The following is a 13,747-nucleotide window of genomic DNA, read 5'->3' on the forward strand; positions in this document are numbered from 1 at the left end:
TTTCAGCAGTACTCACGTCCGGGCTACACGGTGCCTACTGGCACTAGCGCGCGCCGTTTGCAGCCGGTGCCATACTATCAGCGGAAAAAGCAGCAGCGCTGGCTCCGCAAAAAAGCGCCACCGGAACCCGGGAAAAAATACCAGGCTTAATACCCACGCAGTAACCAAGGGGGTGAGCAACAGGGCATCATGGCGTTCGAAGCGTAAGCCTTTATAATGCACCATTGTAAGCAACAGGGCTCCAAAAAATGCGAGGTGCACAAGGGCTGTGAAAGGACTCCAGGATGTCCACAAAGCATCTGCAACGAAATTTTCGGGAGAAAAGAAGATTGCCGTTTTGCGTAGTATCAGCCGCATTTCGGCACTAGGATGCTGCCACGCCCATTGTCTTGCTACCTGCGCGCGGGCCTGACTTTCCTGGTACTGATTCAATGAATCTAGCTGCGGGATGTGGGCGCGCACGAATTGGTTGAACGGATTATCCCTGTTGTCCCAGCCAAACATAAAACGACCTACCGTTACTGGGTTGTGTCCTTGCAATAGCTCAAAGCCTGCTTGATTGCTGAGCACATAAGCCCCAAACATGCTATGATTTTTAACTAGAATTGGTACGTGTGCCACTCCCGTCGTTAGCAAGAGCCCAGCACTCAGCAGCCAGGCTTGCCAGCGCCTGCGGGCAGGCAACGCACGCCTGATTGATATGAGTGTCAGGAAAACTCCGAATAGTATACCGTAGATGGCCAATAGATAGCCTCGTAGCAAACAGGATAGGACTACTGCCCCTATAATTATCAATGCATCCAGCCAGTGCAGCGCGCGGCCGCTATACAGCCGCAACAATTTGTATAGTACTACAATAAGCAAAGGCAGCGTCAGGTTTTCAAACCACCAGAAGGCACCAATGTAGTACACTACGCCTGGCGACACAGCCCATAGGCAGGCGCCGAGCCAACTCGCACCAGGGGCTAGCCCAAAATAGCGCAACGTACGCTGTACATATAAAGCACCCAGCAGGTAGCAACCGGCGGCGGCGGCGTATACCAGCAAGGTGAAATAGTGCTTGGGCAATCCTAGCCGACTCCACCCCACATACACAAATACGGGAAAGCTTGCATGAAAAGCGTCGGGGAGTAACTGCTCGTGCTCGGGCAACACATTTACGTAGCCTCGTCCTGCTAAATAGTTATCTGCAATGCGGCCGTTGCGGCGTTCATCGTAGTTCCACTCTAACCCCGGATTTAAGTGCAGATTCAGAAACAGGCGCAGGACCAATAATAGCCCAGCGACGGGCCATATGAAGCGAGGAATAGTACGCCACATGCTGAAAGGAGCAAAATATTATCACTGAATTATCGAATTTAGCCTGATTAACTTGATTATATCGCTACACTTCCGCTCCTGTCTTGAATTATTAAGCTTACTCTTTTGCTGGTCAACCGCTTTTATTCTCTATTTCTGAAGCCTCAGCGCATTGTACCACTGCTCTTTTTCGGGCTGCTATTGGTACTCGGTCTGGTGGTGCACCGCGATTATGGCGTGTCGTGGGATGAGCCGACGGACCACCTCAATGGCATGGTCAACGTGAAGTACATAGCTGAACTGCTAGTCCCGGCAAAGGTCGCGCAATATCCGGCAGCTCAACTTATTCCGGAGTTTCAACACTACCGCGACAATGACCACGGGGTGTTATTCGAGATTCCGATGGCTCTATTAGGCTATGTGCTCACCCACCACGACTCGCGGTCCTATTATTTTTTACGCCATTTCTGTATTTTCCTGGTATCCGTATCGGGCGTTTGGGCTACGTATCGCATAGGTACGCACTGGCTGCGGGATTGGCGTTTGGGCTTACTAGCGGCAGCATTACTGGTGCTTTCGCCACGCCTGTTTGCCGAATCCTTCTTCAACGGTAAAGACATCGTGTTTACCGCCTTGTTCGCCTTAGCTATTCATACTTTAATGCGACTACTAGAGGCTCCTACCCTGCCACGCGCTATTTGGCACGGAGTAGCATCTGCCGCGGCTATCGATGTACGTCTTTTAGCCATCATTCTGGTCCCCTATACGCTGAGTTTGTTGTTGCTTGCCTTCACGCAGGCATCGTCAAATCGCACTGCTCTATTACGAATTCTAGGGCTGTATCTGCTTACTACCGGCGTCGCTACCATAATTGGGTGGCCCTATTTATGGGCGCATCCCTTGGATAATTTTATAGCTGCGTTTCAGAATCTCAGCCATTATCCCTGGATTTTCACCAACCTGTATAAGGGGCAATTTCTGGCGGTCAAGGAGTTGCCTTGGCATTATGCGCCTGTTTGGATTTTCATCACAACTCCTTTGCCTTATTCGCTGCTGGCGTTTGTTGGCATTGTTGCATCAGGCAAGCAGTTGTGGAACACCGGCTGGCGTGGCATCAGCCTACTCCACAACCGCTTCAACGTATTACTGATAGGTTGGCTACTAGGCCCTCTAGTTGTAATCGTTGTATTGCACTCCGCGCTGTATGATGCGTGGCGACACGTCTATTTTGTGTATCCCGCATTTGTACTCCTCGCTGCGCGAGGTGTACAAATGCTGATAACCTGGGGGAGCGTTTCACGCCCTACTTTGCTGCATCGACTAGCGCTCTTCCTACTCCTGGTGGCAGGCCTTGAAACCATCCGTACTGCTATTCGCATGGTGCGTCTACATCCTTATGAGCATTTATACTACAGCTTCTTACCAGCCAAGACTATAGAGCAGCAGTTCGAGCGTGACTATTGGGCATTATCATTCCGGCAGGGGCTAGAATGGCTATTGGCACACGATTCCTCTGCGCAGGTAGGCGTGAGTGTTACCTGGCCCCATGTGCATCCACTATACAATAACGGGCTGATTCTGCCGGCCGCTCAGCGTGCCCGCATAGTGTATGTGCCGAAGCCACAACGCGGCCGCTATCACATCACAACTTACCGTTGGCACCCCCAGCCATATGCTGATAGCCTGGGCCGGGAAATCTATTCCATTCGGGCAGAAGGCATTACGATCTTGTCCATTTTTGACCGAGAGGCTCACTAGATGCATTCCTTTCTTACTCGTTGGTCCAACTCTCCCTGGTTTGAACGGATAGTAGTTGGTTTATTTTTTGGCTTACTGCTGCTGTTAGGTCTGTACGTTTACCGCGACTACGGCGTATCGTGGGACGAGCCGGTAGACCGGGACAATGGCGCTGTTAACCTGAAGTATGTGTTGGAGCGAGTGGCACCACAACTTATTCATCAGCAACGCACGACGTATGCTTCCATCCCGCCTCTCACCAATTATCCTGATAATGACCATGGTGTAGCTTTTGAACTACCCTTGGCAGTGCTGGGAGTACTCGTTGCCCGTGGTGATTCGGCGGCCTATTATCACCTGCGCCACCTGTCAATATTTTGTGTGTTCTGGGTGGGCTGTTGGGCCTTATATGGGTTGGCACGACACTATTTTGGCAGTTGGCTTTGGGCGCTGTTTGCTGTAGGTCTGCTTGTGCTCTCTCCCCGCTTTTTCGCTGAGGCCTTCTTCAATGGCAAAGACATTGTGTTCATGGCCTGCTTCATAGTAGCAATGTTTACCCTAGCTCGGCTACTGGTCTGCGCTACGGTAATACGTGCTACACTGCATGCACTGGCTACTGCCGTGGCAATTGATGTACGGGTACCGGGTTTATTAATCGTAGGCTTTACGGTCGCACTATTGGCTTGGCAACTGCTGCTACGTCCTTCCAAAAGGCTACTATCCCTGGGGTTGCTATACGTCCTGCTGACTACTGTGTTCATGGTTATTGGCTGGCCTTTTCTATGGGATGCGCCCATCGCTAACTTTTTGTGGTCTTACCAGCACCTGAGTCATTACCCATGGCAAGGGCAGAATCTATACTTCGGACAGCTCATTGATAGTCAAGTACCCTGGCATTATCTGCCTGTTTGGATACTTATCACAACTCCTACCCCCTATCTGTTGGCCGCACTGCTTGGCGTAGCTGTAAGTGGCCGCCGTTTAGCAAGGCAGCGCTTCGCCCAGATAGAGCTTGTTGGCTACCTTACCCTTCTAGTGGTGAGCTGGTTGCTGGTTCCGGTAGTGCTGGTAATTATTTTGCGCTCTAGATTTTACGATGGTTGGCGGCACTTATATTTTATATACCCCGCGCTAGTACTAGTAGCTGTGCAGGGTATTCGCTGGCTGGTACAAGCAACCCGTCGGCCTCACCCCGCGCGCTACTTGGCTCTGGGTGTTCTACTGCTAAGCGCTGTTGAGACGATGCGTACAGCCATCCGCATGGTACAAATGCACCCTTTTCAGCAAGTATATTTCAGCTTCATACCCGCACAAATGGCAGAACGCCTTTTTGAGCGCGATTATTGGGGCCTGAGCTATTACCAGGGCTTACAATGGTTATTACGCCATCATCACAGTGCAGAACTCCTATCTGTTAGTGCCCCAGTGGTTACTCCCGTCGTTGCAAATAGCCTGTTATTTACTACCTCCAAGCAAGCGCGTCTTGCTATTCACCGAGAGCCGCAGAAAGGCCGATTTTTCATTACTAACTACCGCTGGCATCCCCAGCCGTATGCCGATAGCCTGGGCCAGGAAATCTACTCTATTCGGGCAGAAGGCATTACAATCTTGTCCATCTTTGACCGAGAAGCTTCTCCTACCCGTAGCGCACCGTAGCCATTCTCCTACGATCTTTGTTGTCGAAGCGCGTGCATAATTCACTCGTTTCCCGCTAGCTTTTTCGCCGATGCCTTTATTTGAAGTACACAACTCGCAGCAGGTACGCCAGTTTTTGGAGTTACCCGTCCGCCTTTACCAGCAGTATCCACAGTGGATCTCGCCGCTCGACAACGAGATTGAAGCGGTCTTCGACCCTAAAAAAAACCGCTTGCTGCGCGAGGGTAAAGGGGAAGTGGTACGCTGGATTCTCACTGACGACACGGGAACTGTAATTGGTCGGGTGGCGGCCTTCACCAATAGCACCCTACCCCAAGAAATACCCAATCTGCCGGTAGGCGGCATGGGCTTCTTCGAGTGCATTGATGATCAGCAAGCTGCCAACACGCTCTTTGACGCATGTCGCACGTGGCTGGAGGCCCGCGGCATGGCGGCGATAGATGGCCCCATTAACTTCGGGGAGCGGGACCGATTCTGGGGGTTGCTGGTGGATGGCTTCACGGAACCCAACTACGGCATGTTCTTTCATCCGCCCTACTACCAGCAACTCTTTGAGCAGTACGGGTTTCAGGTGTATTTTAAGCAGTACACCTACGATATTCCGACGGATATTAAGCTACATCCCAACTTTGCCAAGGTAGCCGACCGCTACACCCGCGAGGAGCCCGATTACCGCTTCACTTACGCCGATGCCAGCGACCCAGAGAAGCTAGCGCGTGATTTTCAGCACGTGTACTCCCTTGCCTGGGCGCGGCACTCTGGCGTGAGCGGTATGTCGCTGGATCAGGCGCGCAATATTGTGCGTGAGATGAAACCCGTGCTGGATGAGCGCCTGCTATGGTTCATCTACTACCGCGATGAGGCCGTAGGATTTTTTATCTCCCTACCCGAGCTGAATCAGATTTTCAAGCACGTGGGCCGCAAGCTAGATACGCTGGGCAAGCTGCGTTTTTTGTGGGAAAAATATCAGTACCAGCGCAGTCAACCCAAAAAGGCGTTCGGGGTAATTTTTGGGGTAGTACCCGAGCACCAAGGCAAAGGCGCTGAGTCAGCCATGATTGTGCATGCGCAGTCTGTATACCAGGCTGCTGGTTACACTAGCCTGGAAATGAACTGGATTGGCGATTTTAACCCGCGCATGATGGCCGTGTGCCGCTCCATTGGCGCCCGTATCGTGAAGACCCACATCACTTACCGCCTCCTTTTCGACGAAAACCGTCCCTTCGAGCGCTGCCCCATTATTAGGTGAGTGGTGAATAGTGAAGTTGTGAGATGGTAAAGGCTGCTGTCATCCTGCGCTTGCGCAGGATGACAGCAGCCTTTACCATCTCACAACTTCACTATTCACCTCCAGTACCTGAGGAATGAGCAAGTGTTGATCATCGTTGTAAATCACAAAGTCAGCGCGTTGGAGCTTTTCTTCCTCACTGAGTTGCTTGCTGATGATGGCCTGCACATCCTGGGCGGTGCGGTGCGGGTCGCGGCGCAGCACGCGGGCCTCGCGAATGGGCTGCGGGGCGAATACTGTGATGATACGATCGAGTTGCCGGTAGGCACCCGACTCGTACAGCAATGCTGCTTCTTTTAGCACGTAGGCGTGGCCATCCTGGGCCTGCCGGGCAGTCCACTCGGCAAAGTCGCGGCCCACGTGGGGGTGCACCAGGGCATTGAGTCGGGCCAGTTGGGTAGGGTCGTGGAAAGCCAGCCGGGCCAGGTAGGGCCGATCGAGTTGGCCAGTAGCATCGAAGGTAGCGGCTCCAAAGGCAGCTTGCAACTCCGCTCGTAGGGCTGGGTCGTGGGCCATTACCCATTTGGCGCGGGCGTCTGAGTCGTATACGGGTACGCCCAGCACCTCAAACAGGCGGCATACCACACTTTTACCGGACCCAATACCACCGGTAATTCCGATCTTTTTCATTCGCGTACCATCGATACTTTCACCTGCGACGTGATGATGCGTGCCCCACGTGCCTGCTCTGGCGTTTCTACCAGCATCGGCGTCAGCACAGAATCGGGCCCTATCAGTTGCCCAAAGTACAGGGCCACGCGCAGGCGCTGCAGATCTAGGGCGGCCGTGTCTTCCGGGAAGCTCTGGAGCTGCACCTGCACCGTGGCCGGCTGTAGCCGAAACCGCCGCTGCACCGGAAAATCGCGTAGTTCGGGGGTAGTCCACACCGGCACGGTTACGACGGGCCGAGGGCGCAGCCGCACGCGCACATCACGCACGTTGATTTTCACCCTCTCCGGTCCGCCAATGGGTACGCTGATGCTGCCGGAACTGCTGCCTGCCGGCGCCTGAGGTAAATGCACAGGGTAGGGACTCGCCAGCGCATTCACAATACTGGCGGGTCCTTCAAACGAAATACTAGCTGGCTCAAACTGTGCCGCGTAAGGCAGTGCCGAGCCATCGGCGGCGCGGCTGAGGGTAAGCGGTACGCGTCGCCGCACCAACCTATCAAACTCAATCCAAAGCGTATCACTGAGCAGGTAGTTGAGCTGCAAGCCATCCATGGCATTTTGCAGCGCTGGCCGCAAGGCCGACGAAAGTACGTAACGCTGCCTAGGCAGGCGCGTCAGGCGTACTTCGGCGGGACGTACGTCGGGCATAATGTTCTTGCGCAGCAGCTTCCAGCCCCTACCCGTCACGTTCACCGCTACCTCCGGGGGTAGCTCTTGCACAGGCACATAGCGGGCTGCATCATATACCCACTCCACAGGGTAGGAAATGCGCGTGGTGTAGGTTTTGTTGAGCGCATTGAGCAGCCAGATGGTAGACGCCGCTAGAAAACACACCAGCACCGGCCGCCAATAGCCTTGCTCCGACCCATAGAAGGGACGGGCAAACCAAAACAGCAGACGTTGGGGGCGGGAGGTTTTCAAGATGGTTTTAGTTAGTGGCTTTTGGTCGTTTGCTCCTGTTTAGCGCACCACAAAGGACTTTGCCAACTGCTACCAGAACCAAGAACAAACAACTAAAAACCGCAGAAAACAACTTAAATCTGCCGGGCAATGGCCGTGCGGTCAAACGTGAGGCGGGTGCCTTTGTCTACCTCTATTACGACGGAATTCTCGGCCACGTCTACGATTTTGCCGTGCAGCCCTCCAATGGTCACCACATTGGCGCCTTTTGTGAGCGAATCGCGCAGGACTTTAGCTTCTTTAGCCCGCTTCTGCTGCGGCCGAATCATGAAGAAGTACAGCACCACAAACATGGCGCCTAGTAGCAGAAACTGGGTCATGCCCCCGCCAGCGGGGGCTTGGAGTAAAAGAGTAAGCAGCATATGGAGAAGTAAAAAAGGACAACAGCACTAACAGACGGGAAGCCGCCCGGGCTGTAGGCATAGTACGTATACTTTCCTACCCAGACGGCTTCCCGCACTAGCGTGCCAGAAAAGACTATCGTACGGGACCGTTAGCGCCGTCTGACAGGATATTGGCTTTGATGGCAATCTGAGTGATGCTGGGCTGGGTGTTGGCCCGAACGGCTATCTGCTTGTTCTGCATCCCGGTTTTACCGTGGCTGTCGAACTGCACTTGCATGGTGCCTTTGGCACCGGGTGCTACGGGTTCTTTGGTCCACTCGGGGGTAGTGCAGCCGCAGCTGGCCTGGGCATTCTCAATCACCAGCGGTGATTTGCCGGTGTTCGTAAACTCGAAGGTGTGCTTTACCACGTCGCCAGGCTTGATGTCGCCAAAGTCAAACTCCTGCTCCGTGAAAGTCATTACTGGCGCGTTGGGATTTGGCGCTTCTGTTTCACCCATCACGTTGGGGTTGTCCACGGTGGGGTTGGCGGCAGCGTTGGCATCGGCGGCGGCCGCATTCATGCCCTCGGTGCCTACCTCAGTTGGCTTGTCTTGGCCGCAGGCTCCCATCAGTAGGGTAGCAGCCAGCAGCGCAGTTGAAAAAAAGGTGCGTTTCATACAGATAAAAAACAGCTGCTGGGCAGCTTACAAAGTAGCGTAAACTCAAAAATACGACTTTCTCCCGGCATTCGGCATTCAGACCAGCGCCGGCAAAAGCTGCGTATTGCTAGGCCAGATTATCAATGATAGTATGTGCAAACTCGCTGGTAGACGCTTTACCACCCAGGTCGCCGGTCAGCTTCTCAGGCTGTTGCAAAGTCTTGTTCAACGCGTCTTCAATACGGGTAGCATGGTCTTTCTCACCTAAGTGCTGCAGCATCATCAGGGCCGAACGCAGTAGGGCGGTAGGGTTGGCTTTGCCTTGACCCGCAATATCGGGGGCCGAGCCGTGCACGGCTTCAAAGATGGCCGCGTCGTCGCCCACATTGGCGCCTACCACTACGCCCAAGCCGCCTACCAGGCCAGCACACAAGTCGGAGAGAATATCGCCAAACAGGTTGGTAGTCACCACTACATCGAACTGCTCAGGCCGAATCACCAGCTGCATGCACATGTTGTCGATGATTTTGTCCTCGTATGTGATATGCGGGTACTCAGCCGAAATTTCCTTACCAGCGTCCAGCATCAGCTTGCCGGCTAGTTTCAGGATGTTGGCTTTGTGTGCCAGCGTCACCTTCTTGCGACCGTGTTTATCGGCGTAGGCAAAAGCGGCACGCACAATCTTGTGGCAGCCCTCTACCGTCACGCGCGAAACAGAGTCGGCAATACCCAGGCGGTCGTCATAATACTCCAGACCCGAATAGAGGCCCTCAGTATTTTCCCGAAACAGTACCAAGTCCACGTTCTCGTAGCGCGATTTGATGCCGGGCGTGGTTTGGGCCGGACGCACATTCTGGTACAGATTGTATTTCTGGCGCAGCGTGATGTTGATGCTGCGGAAGCCTTTGCCTACCGGCGTGGTGAGGGGGCCTTTCAGCGCCACACGGGTTTTGTCCAGCGAGTCGAGCAGGGCCTGGGGCAGCAGCTCGCCCGAAGCTTCGAAAGACGTCAGGCCGGCGTTGTGCTCTTCCCAGGTAACGGGCACCTGCGCCGCCGCAAAAATATCGGTTACAGCTTTCGTGATTTCGGGACCAATCCCGTCGCCGGGGATAAGAGTGACAGTGTGCATTAGAGAAGGTTAGGTTAGCATGGGTAGGGCACGCGGCCCGGCAAGCTGCCAGACCGGCCGGTGGTTAGCCGGATTACCTACCAGGTTAGGGGTAGACACAAAGAAACAAAGGAGCGGATGAAGGAACGAGGAAGGCAGGCAGTCGTACCGGTTTCTCGTTCTTTCATCCACTCCTTTTGTAGGGTAGGGCGCTTAGATACCTTTGCGCGAGTTGATTTGATTGATTAGCTGGTCGACGTCGCCAAGCAGTTGTTCAGCCTTGGTTTTGGCGTCCTGAATCACGCGTTGACCTTCCGATTTGGCCGACATTGGGCCGGCGTCTACCCGGCTGGTCACCAGGTTTTCGGTGAGGTCGGCCAGGGTTTCGCGGTAGCGCTCCAGCTGGTAGCTGAACCAGCTGCGCACTTCGCGGCCTTTTTCGGGGGCGTATAGCAGACCAAACACGGCGCCGGTGAGGGCACCGCCGGCAAAGCATAAAATACCAGTGGTGGTTTTGCTGCTCATATCAGGTAAGGAATGGGAGTAGAAGGGTGGAAAAAGCGATGTTTTGCTTTCTGTTAGTACGAAAAACGTAAACTTAACGATGGGATTACGACAAAAAACGTGCGCCCCTCGCTTTTTTTGGTTCTCCTCCGCAGAATCTATTGGTTATCAAGCAGGCCCCTACCCGACTTGCGAATGGCGCCGCTAGCCGTGAGGTCCTGCGCCAGCTTGTCCAGGATGCCGTTCACGAACTGCTTGCTCTTGGGCGTGCTATACAGCTTGCTGATTTCAATGTACTCGTTGATGGTCACCTTCACGGGAATGCTGCGGAACAGGTGCATCTCGCACAAGGCCATTTTCAGGATAATCTTATCCAACAGGGCCACGCGCTCTACATCCCAGTTCTGCACCGATTCGGCAATCAGCTTCTCGTACCGCTCGTCCTCGTCCAGGGTGTGACGGTAGAGCGTCTGGGCAAACTCCTTATCGTCCTGCCAGTTGGCCGACAACGACATCAACTCCAGGTTCTCGTCGGCGGCTTCGTCCAGCATTTTCACTGTCTTCAGCGTCAGGTTTTTCACCACCGGGCGGTTTTCCTCCCAGTTCAGATCATCCTCTTCCAACTGGCGCGGCAGCTCTTCCCCCTTGAACACGTAGGTCTTATAGAGATACTTCAGAAACTCCTGGTCGGCGGCATAGTCGCCGGCCGGAGCGGCCAGGTAACTCAGCACCTCCGCATCCTGCTTTATTTCGTTGCGCCAAGCTGTGCGCAGGGCTTCCATCTCCTCCTCGCCGTTCCATAGCAGCTTGCGCCGGATGGTCAGGTCTTGGAGCTGCTTGTTGTTGATGAGCTTCTGGATGGCCTGGTTTTGCTCTAACCGGGTTGTGTCCAGCGGGGCGTCTTTGGGCGCCGTGAAGCGGCGGTTGCTGCGCTCCTGTTCCTCTTCCAGCACCCGCAGCAGCGCCGCCGGCAGGTTAAGCAGGTGAATATATTGGTCGTGAATGCTCTCGGCATTGTGCACCAGTTGGCCGCCATAGAAGTTGCCATCCTTAGTTTTCTGCTGCTGGTAGTACTTCATGGCGTCGCGCACGGCCTCGTGCACGTCGGCATCGTCGGGCTGCTGCTCCGGCTCGCTGCCGGTTTTGTGCCACTCCCGGAAGATAACTTCGGCCAGCTTGCGCTGCCCTTGTAGCTTACGCCGGTCCTGGGGCTCGGGCGAGTTCAAATCGGGCGCGAAGGCCTCCGCGATGCGGTCATTTGCCAACAAAAAATCAGATCCTACGGCCTGGTGGTAGGCGTACAGGGCCTGCATGACTTTAATGCGGAGCGTGCGTCGGTTGAGCATTGTATGAAAATAAAATCAGCACCATTTATGCTGATCTTGATGAGATGGAGAAGCTGAGCGAAAAGCGGGGTAGGGTTGGTATCTTTGGGCGGTGAACTGCCCGGAGCAACTAACGCAACGCCTACCCAAATCGTGCGGCCATCTGCTCCCAGCGTAGGGTAGCAAATGTACATAACGTGGAGGTAGGGGCACCCCGCAATTCGGGCGCAAAAGTACCGTTTTTTTCTGAGCAAGGCTAGTCTACGCGTATCTTTCCTAGCTGTTTAGGAGTTTGGCAGCTAGCTGATTAGCACCCGTTCTATGTCAATTAGTCCACATCCCGAAAACCGTTTGCCTGCTTTTTAACTTTCTATTACTCAAACTGCTAAACCACTTCCCTCCTATCCCGTGAGTGCCCTCTCCGCTACCAATAAGTATTTGTTTCGCTACAAATGGCATTTCCTCGGCGGCGTGCTGTTTGTGGCCTTGAGTACGCTGTTGGCCATTTTCCCGGCCCAAATTGTACGCTACGCCTTCGACCTCGTGAGCGAGGGCATCGACCTCTACCATCTCTACGCTGGCACCGAGGCCCAAAGCAGCGTGTATAAGCTGTTTGGGCGCAACGTGCTGCTCTACGGTGTGTTGATTATTCTGCTGGCCGTACTGCGCGGCATCTTTCTATTCTACACCCGTCAGACGCTCATCGTGATGTCGCGCTTGATTGAGAACGACCAGAAAAACGAAATCTTTCAGCACTACCAGTCCCTACCCCTCTCGTTCTACCGTCGCCACAGCACCGGCGACCTGATGTCGCGCATTTCGGAAGATGTGGGCCGCGTGCGCATGTACATCGGGCCGGCCATCATGTACTTCTTGCAGTTGGTTATCCTATTCGTGCTCATCGTGCCGCTCATGTTGATGGTGAACGTAAAGTTGACCGTCTACACGCTCCTACCCCTACCCATCCTCAGCGTCAGCATCTTCTACATCAACAACATCATCCAACGCAAATCCGACGAAATCCAACGCTCCCTAGCTGGCATGACTACCTTCGTGCAGGAGGCATTTTCGGGGATTCGGGTCTTGAAGTCGTTTGTGCGCGAGGAGGATTCACACCAACAGTTTACGGTAGCCAGCGAGAATTATAAGGAGAAGTCACTGAGCCTGAACTTCGTGAACTCGCTGTTTTTCCCACTGATTCTGTTTCTAGTGGGTCTTAGCACCATCATCACTGTGTGGGTAGGCGGCCAGGAAGTAATTCGTGGCACCATCACCACGGGTAGCATCGCGGAGTTCCTGATTTACGTGAACCTACTTACCTGGCCTGTTACGGCCCTGGGCTGGACGTCGTCGTTGGTACAACGTGCGGAGGCTTCGCAGGCCCGCATCAACGAGTTTCTGCACCAGAAAACGGACATTGTTTCGCACCGCAACGTGGAGCGCGCTATCCAGGGTGACATTGTGTTCGACCACGTATCGTTTACTTACCCTGATACCGGCATTCAAGCCCTCCGCGATGTGTCGTTCCGCATTCGGCCGGGGCAGACGCTGGCAGTTATTGGCAACACGGGCTCGGGCAAAAGCACAATAGCGGCCCTACTCTGCCGCCTCTACGACGTGACGCAAGGCACCATTACGGTAGACGCAACTGATGTGCGCGACTATGCTCTCACCTCCCTACGCAGCCAGATTGGTTATGTGCCGCAGGACGTCTTCCTGTTCTCCGACACCATCCGCAACAACATCAACTTTGGCCTCGACAACCCCAGCGAGGAGCGCATGAAGCAAGCCGCCCAGGATGCCAATGTGTACGATAACATCGTGCAGTTTCCCGAAGGGTTCGATACCAAGCTAGGCGAACGAGGCATTACGCTTTCGGGCGGGCAAAAGCAGCGCGTGAGCATTGCGAGGGCACTGGTGAAGGAACCGCGTATCCTGATCCTGGACGATTCGCTTTCGGCTGTAGACACCAACACCGAAAACGCCATTCTCAACAGCCTCCAACGGGTGATGGAAAACCGCACCAGCCTGATTATTTCTCACCGCGTCAGCTCTGTGAAATTAGCCGACGAAATTCTGGTGCTCGACGACGGGCAGATTGTGCAGCACGGCACCCACGAAGCTCTTATGGCCGACACTGATGGCCTTTACCGCGCCTTGTACGAGCGTCAACTGCAAAGTGAGGAAGCGTAAAAACAGTGAAGAGGTGAGTTAA

At 54.2% G+C, this 13,747-nt stretch carries 12 protein-coding genes; 4 read left to right on the forward strand and 8 right to left on the reverse strand.

Going from position 1 to position 13,747, the window contains the following annotated elements; translation table 11 throughout:
- Positions 1-12 precede the first annotated feature (12 nt).
- Positions 13-1,047: a hypothetical protein gene (locus tag MUN82_RS17760; RefSeq protein WP_245092618.1), complete on the reverse strand. Its 1,035-nt coding sequence runs from the start codon at positions 1,045-1,047 to the stop codon at positions 13-15.
- A 378-nt stretch (positions 1,048-1,425) separates the two neighbouring features.
- Between MUN82_RS17760 and MUN82_RS17765 the strand changes: the two genes are divergently transcribed.
- The 3 genes from MUN82_RS17765 (at position 1,426) to MUN82_RS17775 (ending at position 5,941) form a co-directional block, all read left to right on the forward strand.
- Positions 1,426-3,057 (forward strand): glycosyltransferase family protein, encoded by a 1,632-nt coding sequence (locus tag MUN82_RS17765; protein ID WP_245092620.1) that lies wholly within the window; start codon positions 1,426-1,428, stop codon positions 3,055-3,057.
- A complete protein-coding gene (locus MUN82_RS17770) occupies positions 3,058-4,692 on the forward strand; it encodes an ArnT family glycosyltransferase (RefSeq protein WP_245092622.1) in 1,635 nt (544 codons plus the stop codon).
- A gap of 70 nt (positions 4,693-4,762) precedes the next feature.
- The gene (locus MUN82_RS17775) at positions 4,763-5,941 is read left to right on the forward strand and encodes a hypothetical protein (protein WP_245092624.1); all 1,179 of its coding nucleotides are present in this window, start codon (positions 4,763-4,765) and stop codon (positions 5,939-5,941) included.
- Between the two features lie 72 nt (positions 5,942-6,013).
- Here the strand turns inward: MUN82_RS17775 and coaE are convergent, their stop codons facing one another.
- From coaE to nusB, 7 genes are all read right to left on the reverse strand, one after another.
- Positions 6,014-6,610 carry a dephospho-CoA kinase gene (gene coaE, locus MUN82_RS17780; protein ID WP_245092626.1) on the reverse strand — a complete coding sequence of 199 codons (597 nt, stop codon included), beginning with the start codon at positions 6,608-6,610 and terminating at the stop codon, positions 6,014-6,016.
- Positions 6,607-7,572 (reverse strand): YbbR-like domain-containing protein, encoded by a 966-nt coding sequence (locus MUN82_RS17785; protein WP_245092628.1) that lies wholly within the window; start codon positions 7,570-7,572, stop codon positions 6,607-6,609. The genes coaE and MUN82_RS17785 overlap by 4 nt, the downstream gene beginning before the upstream one ends.
- Positions 7,573-7,685: 113 nt before the next feature.
- Entirely contained in the window at positions 7,686-7,973 is a 288-nt protein-coding gene (yajC, locus tag MUN82_RS17790) for a preprotein translocase subunit YajC (RefSeq protein ID WP_245092631.1), read from the reverse strand.
- Positions 7,974-8,088: 115 nt separating this feature from the next.
- On the reverse strand, positions 8,089-8,613 hold the full coding sequence (locus tag MUN82_RS17795; RefSeq protein WP_245092633.1) for a DUF1573 domain-containing protein: 525 nt from the start codon (positions 8,611-8,613) through the stop codon (positions 8,089-8,091).
- Positions 8,614-8,722: 109 nt separating this feature from the next.
- On the reverse strand, positions 8,723-9,724 hold the full coding sequence (locus tag MUN82_RS17800) for an isocitrate/isopropylmalate dehydrogenase family protein (protein WP_245092635.1): 1,002 nt from the start codon (positions 9,722-9,724) through the stop codon (positions 8,723-8,725).
- 192 nt (positions 9,725-9,916) lie between these two features.
- Complete coding sequence (locus MUN82_RS17805; RefSeq protein ID WP_185281906.1) at positions 9,917-10,228, reverse strand: YtxH domain-containing protein; 312 nt, start codon at positions 10,226-10,228, stop codon at positions 9,917-9,919.
- A gap of 137 nt (positions 10,229-10,365) precedes the next feature.
- On the reverse strand, positions 10,366-11,553 hold the full coding sequence (nusB, locus tag MUN82_RS17810) for a transcription antitermination factor NusB (RefSeq protein WP_245092637.1): 1,188 nt from the start codon (positions 11,551-11,553) through the stop codon (positions 10,366-10,368).
- Positions 11,554-11,940: 387 nt separating this feature from the next.
- Here nusB and MUN82_RS17815 point away from each other — a divergent pair, with 387 nt between their 5' ends.
- Entirely contained in the window at positions 11,941-13,725 is a 1,785-nt protein-coding gene (locus tag MUN82_RS17815; RefSeq protein WP_245092639.1) for an ABC transporter ATP-binding protein, read from the forward strand.
- The last annotated feature ends 22 nt before the right edge of the window (positions 13,726-13,747 follow it).

The organism is Hymenobacter aerilatus, assembly GCF_022921095.1.
GTDB lineage: Bacteria > Bacteroidota > Bacteroidia > Cytophagales > Hymenobacteraceae > Hymenobacter > Hymenobacter aerilatus.